At 55.7% G+C, this 17720-nt stretch carries 19 protein-coding genes and 3 pseudogenes; 5 read left to right on the forward strand and 17 right to left on the reverse strand.

Annotated features, from left to right (window positions below; genetic code table 11):
• Nucleotides 1-55 precede the first annotated feature (55 nt).
• Nucleotides 56-727 (forward strand): M23 family metallopeptidase, encoded by a 672-nt coding sequence (locus tag AACY52_RS13650; protein WP_339427699.1) that lies wholly within the window; start codon nt 56-58, stop codon nt 725-727.
• Nucleotides 728-731: 4 nt separating this feature from the next.
• Here the strand turns inward: AACY52_RS13650 and AACY52_RS13655 are convergent, their stop codons facing one another.
• From AACY52_RS13655 to phoB, 3 genes are all read right to left on the reverse strand, one after another.
• Nucleotides 732-2072 carry a hemolysin family protein gene (locus tag AACY52_RS13655; RefSeq protein WP_065875510.1) on the reverse strand — a complete coding sequence of 447 codons (1341 nt, stop codon included), beginning with the start codon at nt 2070-2072 and terminating at the stop codon, nt 732-734.
• 175 nt (nt 2073-2247) lie between these two features.
• The gene (phoR, locus tag AACY52_RS13660; RefSeq protein WP_339418690.1) at nt 2248-3534 is read right to left on the reverse strand and encodes a phosphate regulon sensor histidine kinase PhoR; all 1287 of its coding nucleotides are present in this window, start codon (nt 3532-3534) and stop codon (nt 2248-2250) included.
• 132 nt (nt 3535-3666) lie between these two features.
• On the reverse strand, nt 3667-4356 hold the full coding sequence (gene phoB, locus AACY52_RS13665) for a phosphate regulon transcriptional regulator PhoB (protein WP_339560553.1): 690 nt from the start codon (nt 4354-4356) through the stop codon (nt 3667-3669).
• A 155-nt stretch (nt 4357-4511) separates the two neighbouring features.
• Between phoB and AACY52_RS13670 the strand changes: the two genes are divergently transcribed.
• The gene (locus AACY52_RS13670) at nt 4512-4889 is read left to right on the forward strand and encodes a hypothetical protein (RefSeq protein ID WP_339418678.1); all 378 of its coding nucleotides are present in this window, start codon (nt 4512-4514) and stop codon (nt 4887-4889) included.
• Between the two features lie 69 nt (nt 4890-4958).
• On the opposite strand, the gene ubiA is transcribed toward AACY52_RS13670, so the two are convergent.
• The gene (ubiA, locus tag AACY52_RS13675; protein ID WP_339418679.1) at nt 4959-5849 is read right to left on the reverse strand and encodes a 4-hydroxybenzoate octaprenyltransferase; all 891 of its coding nucleotides are present in this window, start codon (nt 5847-5849) and stop codon (nt 4959-4961) included.
• A complete protein-coding gene (locus AACY52_RS13680; protein ID WP_339418680.1) occupies nt 5849-6412 on the reverse strand; it encodes a chorismate lyase in 564 nt (187 codons plus the stop codon). Before AACY52_RS13680 ends, ubiA begins: the two co-directional genes overlap by 1 nt.
• A gap of 196 nt (nt 6413-6608) precedes the next feature.
• Here AACY52_RS13680 and AACY52_RS13685 point away from each other — a divergent pair, with 196 nt between their 5' ends.
• The 3 genes from AACY52_RS13685 to AACY52_RS13695 all read left to right on the forward strand — a co-directional run bounded on the left by AACY52_RS13685 (nt 6609) and on the right by AACY52_RS13695 (nt 8429).
• Nucleotides 6609-6776, forward strand: a complete 168-nt coding sequence (locus tag AACY52_RS13685) for a rubredoxin (protein ID WP_003213373.1) — start codon at nt 6609-6611, stop codon at nt 6774-6776.
• 37 nt (nt 6777-6813) lie between these two features.
• A complete protein-coding gene (locus AACY52_RS13690; protein ID WP_339436631.1) occupies nt 6814-7962 on the forward strand; it encodes an FAD-dependent oxidoreductase in 1149 nt (382 codons plus the stop codon).
• Between the two features lie 191 nt (nt 7963-8153).
• Entirely contained in the window at nt 8154-8429 is a 276-nt protein-coding gene (locus AACY52_RS13695; RefSeq protein ID WP_339436632.1) for an HU family DNA-binding protein, read from the forward strand.
• A 100-nt stretch (nt 8430-8529) separates the two neighbouring features.
• On the opposite strand, the gene AACY52_RS13700 is transcribed toward AACY52_RS13695, so the two are convergent.
• The 12 genes and pseudogenes from AACY52_RS13700 to AACY52_RS13755 form a co-directional block, all read right to left on the reverse strand.
• Entirely contained in the window at nt 8530-8673 is a 144-nt protein-coding gene (locus AACY52_RS13700) for a hypothetical protein (protein WP_339436633.1), read from the reverse strand.
• A gap of 34 nt (nt 8674-8707) precedes the next feature.
• Nucleotides 8708-9130 (reverse strand): hypothetical protein, encoded by a 423-nt coding sequence (locus tag AACY52_RS13705; RefSeq protein WP_339457156.1) that lies wholly within the window; start codon nt 9128-9130, stop codon nt 8708-8710.
• Nucleotides 9131-9161: 31 nt separating this feature from the next.
• On the reverse strand, nt 9162-10304 hold the full coding sequence (locus AACY52_RS13710; RefSeq protein ID WP_339436634.1) for an ankyrin repeat domain-containing protein: 1143 nt from the start codon (nt 10302-10304) through the stop codon (nt 9162-9164).
• Nucleotides 10297-11322 (reverse strand): annotated as a pseudogene (locus AACY52_RS13715) (RHS repeat domain-containing protein); the annotation flags it as partial. The gene AACY52_RS13710 and the pseudogene AACY52_RS13715, both read right to left, overlap by 8 nt.
• 121 nt (nt 11323-11443) lie before the next feature.
• Complete coding sequence (locus AACY52_RS13720; RefSeq protein WP_339415058.1) at nt 11444-12034, reverse strand: hypothetical protein; 591 nt, start codon at nt 12032-12034, stop codon at nt 11444-11446.
• Nucleotides 12035-12146: 112 nt separating this feature from the next.
• Nucleotides 12147-12584 (reverse strand): hypothetical protein, encoded by a 438-nt coding sequence (locus AACY52_RS13725; RefSeq protein WP_339560554.1) that lies wholly within the window; start codon nt 12582-12584, stop codon nt 12147-12149.
• 152 nt (nt 12585-12736) lie between these two features.
• Entirely contained in the window at nt 12737-13045 is a 309-nt protein-coding gene (locus AACY52_RS13730) for a hypothetical protein (RefSeq protein WP_339436635.1), read from the reverse strand.
• On the reverse strand, nt 13042-13581 hold the full coding sequence (locus tag AACY52_RS13735) for a hypothetical protein (RefSeq protein ID WP_339436636.1): 540 nt from the start codon (nt 13579-13581) through the stop codon (nt 13042-13044). The genes AACY52_RS13730 and AACY52_RS13735 overlap by 4 nt, the downstream gene beginning before the upstream one ends.
• Nucleotides 13575-14765: pseudogene (locus AACY52_RS13740) on the reverse strand (RHS repeat domain-containing protein); the annotation flags it as partial. The pseudogene AACY52_RS13740 and the gene AACY52_RS13735, both read right to left, overlap by 7 nt.
• Before the next feature lie 13 nt (nt 14766-14778).
• A complete protein-coding gene (locus tag AACY52_RS13745) occupies nt 14779-15648 on the reverse strand; it encodes a hypothetical protein (RefSeq protein WP_339436637.1) in 870 nt (289 codons plus the stop codon).
• An 8-nt stretch (nt 15649-15656) separates the two neighbouring features.
• Nucleotides 15657-17076: pseudogene (locus tag AACY52_RS13750) on the reverse strand (RHS repeat-associated core domain-containing protein); the annotation flags it as partial.
• A gap of 26 nt (nt 17077-17102) precedes the next feature.
• Nucleotides 17103-17714 (reverse strand): imm11 family protein, encoded by a 612-nt coding sequence (locus AACY52_RS13755; protein ID WP_339436638.1) that lies wholly within the window; start codon nt 17712-17714, stop codon nt 17103-17105.
• Nucleotides 17715-17720 lie beyond the last annotated feature (6 nt).

Below are 17720 nucleotides of genomic sequence, written 5' to 3' on the forward strand. Positions count from 1 at the left end.
GACTGTAACGATCCGTTGTTAGCCTGCCGGTCAGTCATTCCGGCAGGTTCACGCCATGCTCATGCGCTTACTACTATGCTGCGGGCTGGCTGCGGTCGTCACTTCGACCCAGGCCATGACCCTCTTCAAGTCCATCGATGCCAATGGCGAGGTGTTTTTCAGTGACCGGCCAACCCCTGGCGCCCAGGCATTTGTGATCCAGGAGCGTCGGGTCGAACGCGTGAAACCGCCGATGCTCCTGGTGCCTCAATCGCGTTATTCACAACAAGCCTACCGCTATCCCTTGCCCTGGCGCGGCGGCCCGTTCCAGCTGAGCCAAGGTCCCAACGGCAGCTTCAGCCATACCGACGCCAAGAGCCGCTACGCCATGGACATCGCCATGCCGGAAGGCACGCCGATCATTGCGGCGCGCAGCGGTGTGGTGGTGAAGACCGAAAATGAGCAGGAGGGGCGTGGCAGTGATGCCTCAGGCAATTTCGTGCGGGTGCGTCACGATGACGGCACCGAGGGCGTGTACCTGCACCTCAAGCACGGTTCGGTGAGTGTCAGGGCAGGGCAGCGTGTAGCGGTGGGAAGCCCGCTGGCGTTGTCCGGTAATACCGGCAACAGCAGCGGGCCGCATTTGCATTTTGTGGTGCAGCGCGCCAGCGAGGCGGGGCTGGTGTCGATCCCGTATGAGTTCAACCAGCCAGTGGGTGCATTGCCCAACTTCGCGTTGGGCAATTGAGGGTTCAATCCAGCAGCAGCACCTTGGCTAACACGATCTTCGGCCCTTTCATCTTCTTGATGATGATGCGCAAGCCTTCCACCTCCAGCACTTCTTCCTCTTCCGGCACCCGCTTGAGGGTGTCGTAGATCAGCCCGGCCAGGGTTTCGGCTTCGATGTGGTCCAGGTCGACACCCAGCAGGCGCTCGACCTTGAACAGCGGTGTATCGCCGCGCACCAGCAGCTTGCCCGGTTGATAGGCCAGGATGCCGCGCTCGGCCTTACGGTGTTCGTCCTGGATATCGCCAACCAGCACTTCCAGCACGTCCTCCATGGTGAGGTAGCCGATGATGTTGCCGTCGGCTTCCTCCACCAGGGCGAAGTGCGCGCCGCCTTTGCGGAACTGCTCCAGCAACTGCGACAACGGCATATGCCGCGACACTCGCTCCAGCGGGCGGGTCAGCTCGGCCAGGTTGAAGGATTCGGGGATGTGGTCCAGTGCGGCCAGCTCCAGCAGCAAATCCTTGATGTGCAACAGGCCCACGAACTCGTTGCGCACCGCGTCATACACCGGGTAACGGCTGAATTTGTGACGACGGAACAGCGCCAGGATTTCCTTGAGCGGAGCGTTGAAGTCCAGGGTCACCAGGTCTTCCCGGGAGTTGGCCCAGTCCACCACCTCTAGCTCGCCCATCTCCACCGCCGAGGCCAGCACGCGCATGCCTTGGTCGCTTGGGTCTTGGCCGCGGCTGGAGTGCAGGATCAGTTTGAGTTCTTCGCGGCTGTAGTGGTGTTCGTGGTGCGGGCCAGGCTCGCCTTGGCCGGCGATGCGCAGGATGGCGTTGGCGCTGGCGTTGAGCAGGTAAATCGCCGGGTACATGGCCCAGTAGAACAGGTACAGCGGCACTGCCGTCCACAGTGATAGCAGCTCGGGCTTGCGGATGGCCCAAGACTTGGGCGCCAGTTCGCCGACCACGATGTGCAGGTAAGAAATCACGAAGAAGGCGGCAAAGAACGACACGCCTTTGATGACTTCCGGGGACTCGACGCCCATCGCGCCCAGGAGCGGCTCGAGGATGTGTGCGAAGGCCGGCTCACCGACCCAGCCCAGGCCCAGGGAGGCCAGGGTGATACCCAGCTGGCAGGCCGACAAGTAGGCGTCGAGCTGGCTGTGCACGGTGCGCAGGATCTGCCCGCGCCAGCCGTTGGTGTGGGCGATGGCCTCGACCCGAGTCGAGCGCAGTTTGACCATGGCAAATTCCGCCGCAACGAAGAAACCGTTGAGCAGTACCAGGACCAGTGCAAAAAGAATCATGCCGAAGTCGGCGAAGAGCGTAGCGAGGGTGATACCAGGGGAAGGGTCCATGATGGGGTTTTGCAGGTTCCGTGTTCAATAAGGGGTGGCAGGTGAGCCTGAAGGGCAGGCCCAAGTCGGCCAATGTAGCGGCTGACGGGGCGCTTGCCTAGTGCTCACTGCCGGGCGGGGCAAGGAATACATTCTCCAAAACAACTCATGTCCCTGTGGGAGCGTCGTTTTCGAGTTACTCGTCTATGCCAACCACCCGCGAACGCGTCATCTGCGCCGGCGGAAAATGGCAGGTAAACGTGCTGCCATGTCCCAGCACGCTGCTGATTTCCAGGCGGGCGCGGTGACGCAAGAGCACATGCTTGACGATCGCCAGGCCGAGCCCGGTACCGCCGGTGTTGGAGTTGCGGCTGGAGTCGACGCGGTAGAAACGCTCAGTCAGGCGCGGCAGGTGCTTGGCGTCGATGCCGATGCCGGAGTCCTGCACGCTCAAATGTGCACCCTGTTCGTCGGCCCACCAGCGGATGCGGATATTGCCTTTGTCCGGGGTGTACTTCACGGCGTTGAACACCAGGTTGGAAAACGCACTGCGCAACTCACCTTCGCTGCCTTTGAGCAGCACGGTCGGGTCGGCTTCCAGGGTGATCTGCTGCCCGCGTTGACCCGAGAGGGCCTGGGCGTCGTTCTTGATGGTCTGCAACAGGCTTTGCACGGCCGCCGGATGGTTATCCGACGGGTAGTCAGTTGCCTCAAGCTTAGCCAGCAAGAGCAGGTCGTTGAGCAGTGTCTGCATGCGCGAACCTTGCTGCTGCATCTGCTGCAGGGCCCGGCTCCAGCGCGGGTTGATCTCGTCGACGTTGTCCACCAGCGTCTCCAGGTAACCGCAGATCACGGTCAGAGGCGTGCGCAGCTCGTGGGAGACGTTGGCGACGAAGTCTTTGCGCATCTGTTCCAACTGATGAATGCGGGTCACGTCGCGTACCAGCATCAGGTGTTCGTTGTTGCCGTAGCGCGTCAGGTACAGCTGGATGCGCACGCGGTCATTGGTGGGCGAGGGGATTTCCAGGGCTTCTTCGTAGTTCTCCTGTTCGAAGTACTCCTTGAAGCGCGGGTGGCGCACCAGGTTGGTTACCGGCTGGCCGCTGTCCTGGGGCGTCTTGAGGCCCAGCAGGGTTTCGGCCGCGCGGTTCCACCATTCCAGGTTGCCGTCGCTGTCGAGCATGATCACAGCGTCTTTGAGCGCGGCGGTGGATTCCTGCACCCGGTCGATCACCGCCTGCAGGCGACCGCGCACCCGTTGGTCGCGGCGTTGCAGGTGGTAGATGCTGTCGAACACCTCGCCCCATAGACCGTAGCCATCGGGTGGTGCTTCGTCGGGTTTGTGCTGGCGCAGCCATTCGTGCAGGCGCAGCAATTGCTTGAGGGTCCAGCCCAGGTACAAGGCAATGCCGACGGCCAGGCTCCAGCCGTAATAACCACTGACCAGGCCCACCAACAAGCAGCCGGTGATCAGCAAAAGCATGTGGCGGATCAGGGTGCCATGCCAGTTTTGGTTCAAGGTGCGTCCTTCGGAGCAGTTTCAAGTTTCAAGCTGCAAGCTCCCAGCTACAGCAGTCCGCTTTGAACTTGCGGCTTGTGGCTAATTGCTTGTAGCTCAACCTTTGGTTGAAAACCGATAGCCAGTCCCGCGCACGGTTTGTACCAGATTCTCGTAGGCCTCGCCCAAGGCTTTGCGCAGGCGGCGGATATGCACATCCACGGTGCGCTCCTCCACATACACGTTGCCGCCCCACACTTGGTCGAGCAACTGGCCACGGGTGTAGGCGCGCTCCTGGTGTGTCATGAAAAACTGCAGCAGGCGATATTCGGTAGGGCCCATCTCGGCCGGCGTACCGTCGATGGTCACGCGGTGGCTGATCGGGTCCAGCAACAGGCCGCCGACTTCAATCGGCGCTTCGCCATCGGTTGGGCCGGCGCGGCGCAATACGGCTTTCAGACGAGCGACCAGTTCGCGTGGGGAAAACGGCTTGGTGATGTAGTCATCCGCGCCGACTTCCAGGCCCTGGATCTTGTTGTCCTCTTCGCCCTTGGCGGTGAGCATGATGATCGGGATGTCCCCGGTCAGCTCGTCACGCTTGAGACGGCGGGCCAACTCGATGCCGGAGGTGCCTGGCAGCATCCAGTCCAACAGGACCAAGTCCGGCTTGCGGTCGACGATAATGGCATGGGCCTGCTGGGAGTTCTCCGCCTCCAGGCAGTCATAGCCGGCCATTTCCAACGCAACGGCGATCATCTCGCGGATGGGCGCTTCGTCGTCAACAATCAGAATGCTCCTGCCAACCATGCTCAAAAATCCTCTTGTCATTTAACTGTCTTGCGCCGCATTAGATAACGGAATTATTGCAGTCGTGTGACAGTAATTTAGTCGCTCGGGCAATTCTCGCCTCTCTGGACTACGCTGTGGGTCCGAATCCTGACAACCAAAATAGGAAGGTTCCAATGACTTACAGCACGATGTCCTGGAAAGCCCTGCTGGTAACGGCCGCGTTGACGCTACCGACCCTGGCGTTCGCGGCGGAGCCGGCGATGACTAAAGATGGGATGCTGGTCGACCACAAGGGCATGACCCTCTACACCTTCGACAAGGATGCCGACGGCAAGTCAGTGTGCAAGGACCAGTGCGCGACCAACTGGCCGCCGCTGAAGGCTGAGTCCACCGATACTTCCATGGGCAAATGGACCGTGATCACCCGCGACGACCAGACCAGCCAGTGGGCTTATGACGGCAAGCCGGTCTACACCTACAAGGATGATAAAAAGGCCGGTGACAAGACCGGTGATGGCAAGGGTGGGGCGTGGCATGTGATCAAGCCCTGACCACGCGGTGCTGCTGACGCCTTCGCGAGCACGTCGAAGGCGTCAGCTCCATCACCACGAAAAACGGCCTCAGCGAACCGCGTAGTCCGCCACAATTCCGACAAAAATCGCCAACCCTGCCCAGTGGTTGTGCAAAAACGCCTTGAAGCACTTCATCCGATCCTTGTCGCGGGTGTACCAGAACTCCCAGGCAAAACATCCAGCCGCCGCCAGCAACCCCAGCTGGAACCAGCCGCCCAACTCAAACCGTGTACCGGCCAGCAACAGGCACACCAACGCCAGGCCCTGTAGGGTAAGGATAATCACGCGATCGGCATCACCGAACAGAATGGCGGTGGATTTCACGCCGATCTTCAAGTCGTCGTCACGGTCTGTCATCGCGTAATAAGTGTCATAGCCCACCGTCCAGAGCAGGTTGGCGATGTACAGCAGCCAGGCAGCGGCGGGCAAGCTGCCGGTCTCGGCGGTAAACGCCATCGGCATGCCCCACGAAAACGCCGCGCCCAGCACCACTTGAGGGTAATAGGTGTAACGCTTCATGAACGGGTAGCTCGCCGCCAATGCCAAACCACCGAGGGACAGCAGGATGGTGGTGGCGTTGGTCAACAGCACCAGCAGGAAACTGATGCCCATCAGCACCGCAAAAAACACCAGCGCTTCCTTGGAACTGATTTTGCCGCTCACCAGCGGGCGCTGTTCGGTGCGCTTCACATGGCCGTCGACCTTGCGGTCGGCCCAATCATTGATCACGCAGCCGCCGGCCCGGGTCAGCACCACGCCCAACACGAAAATCACGATGTTGATAAAGGACGGCGAACCCTTGCCGGCAATCCACAGCGCCCACAGCGTCGGCCACAGCAGCAGGTAGATGCCGATGGGTTTGTCCATCCGGGTCAACTGAATGAAATCCCAGGCCCTCGGGTTCAGGCCGTTCAGGGATTTGAGCAGGCGTTGATACATCAGCAGTTCTCCGGATGGGCATGCAGCGCGTGCCAAAAGCTCGGCAAAAAGATTTCCGCCACCAGCACGCTCAGCGCACCGCGATCAAAGCGTGAGCGGCGTGCCCACAGCCCGTCGGCCTGGTCCGCCGTGGGCAACCATTGCCGCGGGTAATGGCACACCTCGATTGCCTGGCGGGTGAAGGCCTGGTCGCAAAACAGCAATTCACCCAGTGAACGGCTGCCCAACTCATCCATGTGCAAGCCGTCGCCCTGTAAGGCACTGCGCGCCGCCACACTGCGCGCGAACACCCACGGCTGGCCCTTCCCACGCAAATACACTTCACGCACCCAGCCGATACTGGCCGGCGCCAGCGCCAGGGCAGCACATTCATCATCGCGCAGTGGCTGCCAGCCTTCGAACAGTGGCGTCACGCTGAAGCCGTCGTCCGACAGACACGTCAGCCGCCGGGTGAGCGAGTCTTCGTTGAACAGCCAGTTGAGGGTCAAGGGCGCGGGCGCAGGGATCAAAAGGCTCTGGGTCAGCCATTGGCAAGCATCGGGAAGGTCGATTGAGTGCGGCACGGTGAGTCAGTATTGGCAGCAAAAGAGGCGGCGAGCTTACCATGGCACCTTGGACTTTTGCCGCGCTGAACCGGTGCCTTGCGTCGATCGTGCTTGCATCTGCCGGCCCCGATCAGTACAAAACGCCCTGAGCTGTACGGCAACGCTGGATCCATCGACCGTCGGCCAAACTGCCTGGACCCTGAGGAAGCAAGTAATGAAGAAGTGGCAATGTGTAGTCTGCGGCCTGATCTATGACGAGAAAGACGGTTGGCCGGATGACGGAATCGCTCCGGGCACCCTGTGGCAGGACGTCCCGGAAGACTGGCTGTGCCCGGACTGCGGCGTGGGCAAAATGGATTTCGAAATGATCGAAATCGGCTGATCTGCAAATTTAAGAACCGTACTACAAGGAGAAAGGAATGAACGCACCTGTCGTGATCATCGGCACAGGATTGGCCGGTTACAACGTGGCCCGGGAGTTTCGCAAGCTCGACAGCGAGACCCCATTGCTGCTGATCACCGCGGATGACGGGCGCTCCTACTCCAAGCCCATGCTCTCCACCGGCTTTGGCAAAAACAAGGAAGCCGATGGCCTGAGCATGGCCGAACCGGGCGCCATGGCCGAGCAACTCAAGGCCGACGTGCGCACCCACACCCGCGTCAGCGGCATCGACCCCGGCCACAAGCGTCTGTGGATCGGCGAGGAAGCAGTGCCCTACCGCGACCTGATCCTGGCCTGGGGCGCAGAAACCGTGCGCGTACCGGTTGAAGGCGATGCGGCTGAACTGATTTTCCCGATCAACGACCTCGAAGACTACGCACGCTTCCGTGCCGCCGCTGCCGGCAAACGCCGCGTTTTGCTGCTTGGCGCCGGCCTGATCGGCTGTGAATTTGCCAACGACCTGATCCTTGGCGGTTATGAAATCGACCTGGTGGCGCCGTGCGAACACGTCATGCCGACCCTGCTGCACCCGGCAGCGGCCGCGGCGGTGCAAGCCGGGCTGGAAGGCCTTGGCGCACGTTTCCACCTGGGCCCGGTGCTCAATCGCCTACAGCGCACCGCTGACGGCGTGGAGGCGCACCTGTCGGACGGTGAAGTGATCCACTGCGACCTGGTGGTCTCGGCCATCGGCCTGCGCCCACGTGTCGACTTGGCCGCTGCCGCCGGCTTGCAGACCAATCGTGGGATCATGGTGGACCGCCACCTCAAGACCTCCCACGCCAACATCTACGCCCTGGGCGACTGTGCCGAAGTCGACGGCCTGAACCTGCTGTACGTGATGCCGCTGATGAGTTGCGCCCGCGCCCTGGCCCAGACCTTGGCCGGCAATGCCACGGCCGTCAGCTACGGCCCGATGCCAGTGACCGTCAAGACGCCGGTCTGCCCGCTGGTGGTTTCACCACCACCACGGGGCACCGAAGGCGTTTGGAGCGTTGAAGGCGAGGGTGCCGACATCAAGGCCCTGTGCCGCGACGCCAGCGGTCGCCTGCTGGGGTATGCATTGACCGGCACCGCCGTGATGGAAAAACTCGCCCTGAACAAAGAACTTCCGCCTTTGCTGGCGTAAATACCGGTCGTTCTGTCGGAATAAGCACGTTTTTCACCTTAGAAAGGTCGCCGCGAGACTGGCGGAGCGTGCGAGGGCATGCCATCCTCACTCCCGTCTGCCGCAGAGTAGAGCCTGCGGCGCTTTGGGCGTTGCTCCAACGATGAGCAGCACGGACATAACAACAAAAAACCGTCAAAGAGGCTTCACTTATGCGTAAACCAGAACTCGCAGCCGCCATCGCTGAAAAAGCGGATCTCACCAAAGAACAGGCCAACCGCGTACTCAACGCCATTCTCGAAGAAATCACTGGCGCCCTGCACCGCAAGGACAGCGTCACCCTGGTGGGCTTCGGCACTTTCCTGCAGCGCCATCGCGGCGCCCGCACCGGCAAAAACCCGCAAACCGGTGAGCCGGTGAAAATCAAGGCGAGCAACACTGTTGCGTTCAAGCCGGGCAAATCGCTGAAAGATACTGTTAACGAGTAACCGGTTGTACCGTCTCGAAAGGGGGCGGGGCGGTAGGAGAAATGGGCACGCCGATTAGGTCGGGTGCCCATTTTTGTTGGGGCTGACTACGGGCTTGGTCTCAACCGTAGAAGTAGTCAAAAAAGCGTTCGTAGTTGTCTTCGCCCAACAATGGGCTGACTTCCTTGTTGAGTAACTTCACGAACTTGCTGGAAAGCTCATCGTCGTCGTTGTAGATATCAAAGATGTCGAACTTTCCATGCACGATCTCGACAGTCTTGGCGAATGCCAGCAGGAAATCAGCGAGAGAGTCGGCAATCCTGAACGGCGCTCCCGCATCGTAGCTCGCCAGTACGGGGGGCGCCTGGCATATCAGTCACCGCGATAACGGGCTTGCCACCGCCGATGTCATCCATGAAAACCAGATGTTGCGCAAGCCAGTTCCCATTCAACTCGGTCTTGTTGGATTCGCCTGCCCACTTGTAGCCGACCTGACCGTCTTCCAATGCGTCCAAGTTGAAAAAGCAGATGGGGGTCAAGCCCGTTTCGACTTCCACATCGACCGGCTCGCAAAGGTCGTAGAAGGAGTCCATCTCAGCGGAGCGAGGTAGGGTTTGCGGCCATTTGGCATTTGCCTGGCCGTTCTTTTCGAAGCTGCCTTCGAGATCGAATTTCTTGTGGACGCGGCGCAGTTCTTTAAATGCGTTATCAAGGGCGCTCATGGTTTTACTTTCCCAATGCCATTTTCTCGTATCAAGAATGTAATGGAGAGGTCAGCGCGATACTTTTCCAGCTGGCTCTACGTTTCTTCTCAAGAAGAGTCTTCATGGCGTCACCTTCAGGTGGCCCTTTCTTCGGCAATTTCAGCGGAACCAAAACGTAGAGCTTTACCGAGTCATCTTGATGGTCTGTTTCAGCATTTGTAGTCCAGATCTTATCCACCACAATCAGTGCATCAATATCTGCTGGCCAGCCCAGGGAACTGAAGGCTGGTTCAGAGCGCAAAATGAGCTGGCCCTCAGACAGAGGGGCCTTTTCCATCGTTTGTTTTGACAGCTCAGAAAGAATGCCTTGAGGGAATATCCAAGGGCTGTCGATGGCAAAGCCTTGTCTTGGCAGCCGCCAATTCCCGGGTAGGCAGATGAAAAGTTCAGTCCGTGGTTTTTGCGTAAACAGCCCAAGGGTGAAGAGTAGCTTGTATTCGTTTTTATCAGCGATGCAGCTGACTCTGAATTTCACGCCCGCACTTTGAGGTTGGGGAGTGACTTTTTCGGGGAGCACCCAGCCGGCGGTCTCACTGACAAACTCGGCTATGGGGGCACCGGGAATTGATGCTTCGGCGGCGTCTTTTTCGATCGCAGAAACCGCGCCCCGTGCTTCAAGGCGTTCGGCAATTTTCGGGAAGTCCCAGGATCTAGCTAGATCCAAGGCGGTCCGGTTGAATTTTGTGTGCAGTCGATTGATGTCTGCTTGGTGATTGAGTAGTAAATCCACAGCTTCAGCCTGCCCGAAGGTGACGGCTGTTATCAGAGGCGATGCTACCGAGAGAGGTGAGCCATCGACTTGTGCGCCGACCTCCAAGAGCCAGCGAACGATTTCCAGGTGGCCATTTTCAGCTGCTATTGCTAGCGCCGTCGTGTTGCCTGAACCTACTGTGGGTTGATCGATGTCGATACCCAGCTCAACGAGCAGTTGGCATATGGCAAGTTGGTTGTTTTCGGCAGCGTGATGCAGAAGACCTGGGTAACTTACAAAGTTAAAGCGAGGTGGGTCTAAAAGTTGAGGGTGTTTGGCCAATTCGGTGCGTAGAAAGGCAATGTCCCCCGTTTCGATATGAGCATAAATTTCTCGAACAAGGGTGGCGTCCTCACCAAATGCTTTCTCTAGGCTAGTCATCTAGAAACACTCCCTTTCTCATTTCTTTGCCCATGGATTGTAACGTCTTAATTACCTCGCTCTTACCGCCTTTGCGGGCTATAGCAAGGGCTTCAGAGACCTTTCTCGATGCTGCGATTGTATGGTTTCCACTACCGTTGGGTGCCCACACAAAATTGCGCGGGTCGTCATTCAGGCCAATACCGAATTTCTTGAGAATGCCTTGGGCATGTGCCACATAGCGACGATTGCTGTCCGTCCAATTCTTGGGTGCTTTTTCGCGCACGATATGGTGACGATGCGGGTTCGTCATTTCGTGCGCCTTCGGTTTAGGGCCCTTGTTCGCTTTATCGTTTTTGGACAGTCGGCAGGTTTCCCAGCCAAGTGGGTCGATCCAACCAATTGGGTTCGGTGAGTATTGGTAGAGGTTCAGACCTCCCACCAAGGCTATTGGATCTCGGGTAGTAAACCGCCCCACATCCGGATCATAAAACCGAAATGTGTTGTAGTGCAGCCCAATCTCCCGATCCAGATACTGCCCCTGAAACCGTAAATTCTGTTCTTCAATAAAGTACGCTTCACGTACCTCTTGAGTCGTATTCCCCCACACCCGATACAACGCCTGCCACACCGTCTTCCCATCGGCTTCGGTCAGTTGCTCCGGCAACCCGTTCAGGTCGTTGTGATAGTAGCGCACGCTCTGATGCTCGCCCGTGCCATCCACTCGGGCCAGCGGCGCATAGCTGTCTTCTTCATAAATGTAGAGGCTGGTCTGGCTGTGCCGATGTTCCTGCAACAGGCGCAACCCCTCCCAATCAAAGCGGGTTTCACCCAACGGATAACCGTTGCTGTCATGTTCGGTTTTAGCGATGCGTCGTCCGAGCGGGTCATAGGTCATTCTCACGACCGTTTCGCGCCCATCCTTCTGGCTACGCACTTCGATCAGGCGATGCTCAGCGTCATAGGCGAAATACTGTACGCCACGCGCTGCACTGCGCTTTTCGATCATGCGACCGAAACCATCGTAGCGGTAGCGTTTGGCCGCCGCCGTAGTACAGGCGGTTGAGCCAACGCCCTTCGGGCAACTGCGTCTGATCAATTAGCTACAGAGCTCTGTTAGCCAAGCGAATCTTTAGCAGGGGTCAGTGCAGTCACATAGCTCAGCAAGCTTGGGTGATGGTATGGAAACTCTGTTTCCCTTCATCAAAAAACAGGTAAGCCTGAGCGTTGTCATGGCTAAGCTCGCTTATGTCGAGCTGGCCCAGGAAAACCATAGGCTTCCCATCCACCATCGGCCATACGGGACTTTGAAGCCATTTCGGTGGGAATTTCAGGTACCGAAAATCAAATTTTATTTTTTCCTTCAGCCAAGCCTGCAGCTCTTTAGAACTGAGATTTTTTCGCTCTTCAACCAGCTTGGAGAGATAGTCCGATGGTAGCGACAGCCATTTTGGCTGAACTTTTAGCGTCAGATTGAATAGGTTTTCGTACTTTTTTTCCACCGTGTGGGTGATTTTTTTCTTGGTTAGAACAGTAGATAGAAGTGTCTGAACGTTGTAGATAGATTCTAAGCTTTGATAGTCCTGACTGATTGTGTAGGTGTAGAGATCAGGCTCCGTAACATAAGCAGGGAGGCTGTTCTCACTTTTGAGCAATGCTTCGACTGCCGGGTCTGCGTATATTATTTCTTCAAGTGCTTTAGGCGAAATTGCCCCTTCGACGAATTGCTTGATGATTTCTATAGCTGTCATTATTTGGTTCCTAAATGTCTAAATTCATCAAGCGCGGCGTGCTGTTCCAGAGTAACTTCGCGCAGGTTTCGAGGGTTTAAGGCATGGAGGTATCTACGAAACCCAGGGCGATTCAGTGGCCTGATATCCAGAACAAGCTTTTACCTCCGGATTTAATGATTTTCTCAACCACCTCAGTAAATGATTTTGCGATCAGCGTGCTCTCATCGACCGTCGGGTAACTGTCCCAGAACGAGTCGTAGCAATAGCCAAATTGCGGGCCGGGTTTCAGGTCAATTGAAATTATTTGATCCTCACATTTAACGAGCGCGTACCAGTTAGCTGAGTCTGGGTCGTCCAAGTCTTCGTTCATAACGACAAAGTCGGAACGTTCAAGCTCTGGCGTCAGAATTGTGAAGCTGTACTGTGCCTTTGGATAGAAAACAGCGCTGCTGTAATGCTTATAAAAATCGGCCAAGTCATCGGGGACGAGATTGCTCGGCAACCCAGTAGAAGGCGTTGTCGTGCAGTCAGAATTCTCTATCAAATCAACGATTTTAATCAGGCTCATCTTCCGCATCCCTTACGCAGGTAGGTTTTCATTGCTTTGTTGTACAAACCGCGTGAAGCCTTCGGGAAACCTTTCGATAAAGGGGACGGATGTATTTGATTTTTTTACTTACTTGGCTAGGCGATCCTTAAATGAATCTGTCTCCTTTTTCTTCACCAATTACCTCGCCACTCCTCTGCGTACTCTGAAGTTGGGTCTAGGCCCACGATCTCCCCTATAGCATAAATATGCTCAAGCACAGATTCGCGCTCAACAGTTTCTATTTCGTCCTCGAAGTTGTTGATGTTGAGTATGCACTGTTTGAAGTTTTCCAGAATAACTAGTTGAGTTTCTTTTTCGGGAAGAAGCATTAGGTTATCGATGAGCCTGTCGAAAAGGATCTTTACCTTGGCAGCAAATTTTTCTTCGCCGCCCAGGTTAAGGTGATATGTTTTAAAGTTTTGTAGTTCTTTATTTTTCATATGTTTTTTGCAGAGGGTACTGAGATGCCTTTGAATAAAAATTCCTTTGACTTATCCCAGTTTATTCCGTTATCGAAATAATTTATCAAGCGTTCTCGCAATTTTTCCGGATCACCGACCATGCCAGAAAGCTCATATTTGTATATTGTTTCTAAGTCATCGCTGAGCGTTAGATTATTCTTCAGAACCTTAGCCTCCAACTCGTCAAGAGAGTCGGGTAGTTCGATCAAGTCGGCTCCATAGTTACCGCCAATGATGGCTCTCAGCATTTTTTTTTCCGGAGGGCGTTTATCAATGGCTATCTCATCCGGTGACGGTGTGCTGACAGCTAAACTTTTCAATGCCTTGGTCGAGGTGAAGATAAAGAATAAGGTATTGGCTTTTCCAAGATCCATACCTTTCCATTCATCTTGAGCACATGTTAGATCAAAGAATTGAAGATAGTAGTCTGCACGCATCTGGACAAGAGTGTACAAGTCTTCTTTCAGTTTCAAACTGAACACCTTGCCCTCTTCCCAAGTGATTTTTTTCAACATCTTCCAGGACCTTTAGGTTTGCTAGTGGGCTTTTGAGGCTTAACACCTCTGTGTTTATCAGCGGCAGCTAAGTAAATACCCCGCCTTTTGTTTTTCGGAGCTACGGGCCTTTGCTTATTGGCGACAGGTCCTTCTTTCAATTTGTCCTCATAAATCCTTTGTTCTAAACCACGTGCAATATCTTTACCTTCTTGTCCGTTTCCTTTGAATACGGCACGCGGTGCTACGTCGAAAATGTCCTTGTTAGGGTAACGATAGTTCAACACATCTCGGGCAGAGTGCCCCAGTCCAGGTTTGCTGGCGTAACCCACATAAGGTTTACCGTCTTTTACGCCGACGTAGGTGATGTGGGTCGCTTTCGCTGGGTCACCTGCCCACCCCCACGGGTCAATCCAGCCAATGGGGTTTGGCGCGTACTGGTACAGATTGAGTCCACCCATCAACCCAATCGGCTCCGGCGTAGTAAACCGCCCCACATCCGGATCATAAAACCGAAATGTGTTGTAGTGCAGCCCAATCTCCCGATCCAGATACTGCCCCTGGAACCGCAAATTCTGCTCTTCGATAAAGTACGCCTCACGCACTTCTTCGGTCGCATTCCCCCACACCTGATACCGCGCCTGCCACACCGGTTTCCCATCAGCTTCGGTCAGTTGCTCAGGCAATCCATTCAGGTCGTTGTGGTAATAGCGCACACTTTGATGCTCGCCCGCGCCGTCCACTCGAGCCAGCGGTGCATAGCTATCTTCTTCATAGATATAGAGGCTGGTTTGGCTGTGCCGATGTTCCTGCAACAGGCGCAACCCCTCCCAATCAAAGCGGGTTTCACCCAACGGATAACCGTTGCTGTCATGTTCGGTTTTAGCGATGCGTCGTCCGAGCGGGTCATAGGTCATTCTCACGACCGTTTCGCGCCCGTCCTTCTGGCTGCGCACTTCGATCAGCCGGTGCTCGGCGTCGTAGGCGAAGCGTTGCAAACCACGCGCAGCGCTGCGTTTTTCGATCATTCGACCAAAACCGTCATAACGGTAGCGCTTGTCCTGATAAGTCAGCAGCTTGTTATGCACGACCAGCCCTGCACTGGCTGGCGGCCCGTCCAGCAAGTTGGCGGCGGCGTCGTAGGCGAAGGTTTCCTGCTGGCCTTGAGCGTTGTCCTGGCTGGCGATGATGCGACCGGTGGCGTTGCAGCTATTGAGTTTATTTTTTGCTATTCATCACTGGATCGGCGAGATTTTGATCGCCGTCGTTGAGTCTTTGTAAAAGTTTGATTGCACGCGAAAAACCTTGAGCGGCGGAGCGTTCCAACCACGTTTTAGCCTGTTCAAAATCCTGTTCAACTATCCACCCATCAACGTACATCTTTGCTAGGTCGAATTGGCCATGGGCATCACCTGCCTCGGCTCTGGGGAAGTGGAACGCGACTGTTCCCGCAGTTGTGTCAATCTCCCAGTAATCGCGTTTATTTGCTTGGAATAGTCGAACAGTTTGATCGTTGACCCATTCGACCGCACCTAGTAATGATTCAAAGAGGCCCAGTGAGATGCTGATCCGCGTAGCTGTAAAAAATGTTTCAGAGGTTTTTTTTGCGCCCTGCACCAACACGCCTATGTTGATGTATTGATCTGTGCGCCATGCAGCCGTTGCGCTGAGTGTCTTTGACGGGTTTTTAAGTGGCCGCCCCGTAGTACCTGAAAACTGATACTCACGCTTGATGACCTCGGCGTGGAGCTTGTGTATTGGATCGCTATCCCAGCCCTTTAGCGCCGCCAGTGACAAAAGTGCTTCATTAATATCTTCGATTAACGACTGGCGGATGGTACGGTCTGAAGCGTCTATAGGCAGGTTATCGAGGTGCTTGAACGGGTAAAAGTAGGTGCAGACATCCAAGAGTGTTTGCTCTTCTTCGACAGGGGCTGGTTGCAGAATTACCTTGGAAATCCCCCCTGCTGGCACTTTGCACTTGGTCGCAAGAAGATAAATGTAGAGTACAGCTGCCTCTCGAATGTTGTGAGCCTGTAGGCGCTCCGAAGGGAAGGCAATATCGAGTGTTGATAAATATTTGCTCATCAGAATCTCTATCTCGTCGCGTTTGGCAGTGAGTTGCCCACTGGATTAATTCCAACCTTTGGAAACGTAGGTGCCTGACCGGCCCTCTGAGCGGCTACCGAGTAGCCATTGACTCTACCTTGTTCAACTTTCAGTGCCTTGGACCGCGTAACATTTTTTCTAATGATGGCCGATTCGTACTTGTCGGTGCCGGGGCCCCTGTTGAGTCTGCGGACCTGAGATTCTGCTCGGTAAGACTTCCCTTTCTTAGAGACTTTCCCACCACTAATTCCGTATTTGTAAACCTGCCCCGTCGTTTTGTTGCGGATGACGTAGACGTGATTCACCTTGTTATTTTGCCTAGAGTTTCCGTTCGCTGCTCCGCAGGTTTTCCATCCCCATGGATCTATCCATGCAATCGGGTTGGGTGCGTATTGATAGAGGTTGAATTCGCCGTCTAACCCAATCGGATCCGGCGTCGTAAACCGCCCCACATCCGGATCATAAAACCTGAACGTATTGAAATGCAGCCCAGTCTCCCGGTCCAGGTACTGCCCTTGGAACCGCAGGTTTTGCTCCTCGATATAATAAGGCTCGCGCACTTCCTCCAGCGTGTTGCCCCACACCCGATAAGTCGCCTGCCAGACGCTGTGCCCATCGGCCTCGGTTAGTTGCTCGGGCAACCCGTTCAGGTCGTTGTGGTAGTAGCGAATCTTCTGCAACGGACCAATGCCGTCGACGCGGGCAAGGGGTTCGTAGCCGTCATCATCGTAAACATAGACGCTGGTCTGGCTGTGTTTATGCTCCTGCAACAACCGCACCGTCCCAGGTAAATCGAGTTTCGCCTAGCGGATAACCATCACTGCCGTGCTCAGTTTTCTCGATGCGTCGACCCAGCGGGTCATAGGTCATCCTGACCACGCTGCCGTTTTCATTACGCACTTCGATCAGTCGGCTTTCGGCATCGTAGGCAAAACGTTGCAACCCACGCTTGGCGCTGCGCTTTTCAATCATCCGTCCAAACGCGTCGTAGCGATAACGCTTGTCCTGATAGGTCAGCAGCTTGTTATGCACCACCAACCCGGCACCCGCCTGCGGGCCATCCAGCAGGTTGGCAGCGGCGTCGTAGGCGAAGGTTTCCTGCTGGCCGTGCAGGCTGTTCTGGCTGGCTATGATGCGGCCGGTGGCGTCGTAGTGCAGCAACTGGCGGTGTTGAGCGGCGGGTTGTTGGTCGAGTTTGCCGATCAGGTTGTCGGCGGGGTCGTATTCAAACTGTTCTTGCGCCGCAGCGGGCAGCAAGGTTGACTGACTGGCGTGACGGCGCTGGCGTGAACGCAGGCGGCCGCTGCGGTCGTATTCGCTGCGGGTGCTCAGTTGGCCCTGGGTGCGCATTACTTCGCAGTGCAGGCGGTCGCGCTAGAAGTCGTCGAATACCTGATGGTCGATGTGGGGTTCAAGCTGCCTGAAGCCCTCCATCATGCCTGGTCTTTATAAGGTGTGAATGATCGGTTAGCGATGTAGAAGCCTAGGCCTTTGTCGCCTTTGAACCTGTTTTCTATCATGGCGTCAGCCAGCTCCTGAGAAATCAAAAGATCTCCAGAATCCCGCTCGCGTGCAATCTCTCCCATTCCTGCGGCAGTATCATGAAACCAGATTTCATTAAAATAGAGTATCGAGCCACTGTCGGAGAGCTCCGCTACCGACTTACTCTTATCAACAGCTCTTATAGTTTGAGCAGCGTTGACGATGTAATAGTCCTCAGTCACTTCTTCTCCGTTGGCAGCAATGCTTGTGGGCTTTAATAACTGAATATGAACGCTGGCTTTCTGTGCGAGGAAATGCGCTAACCGCTGGCTCACCAAGGGTATGTCACCCAACAACCATAAGCAGTCGTAAGCCGTTAGTTTTTTCTTTGAGCATGGGAAAAATATTTTGGGACTATCCATGTCGACAGGGAAAGTTTTTCCCGACAGTAGCGACAAATAATCAAAATTCGACCCTGCCGTCTCATAGGAACCGCTCTCGGCGTCGTATGAACCCAGCAACTTTTCGTTGTGATAAACAGGCGCTTTCCAGCTTAAAATCATTTCAAA

It is taken from the genome of Pseudomonas sp. EA_65y_Pfl1_P113, assembly GCF_963970525.1.
GTDB classification, from domain to species: Bacteria; Pseudomonadota; Gammaproteobacteria; order Pseudomonadales; family Pseudomonadaceae; genus Aquipseudomonas; species Aquipseudomonas tritici.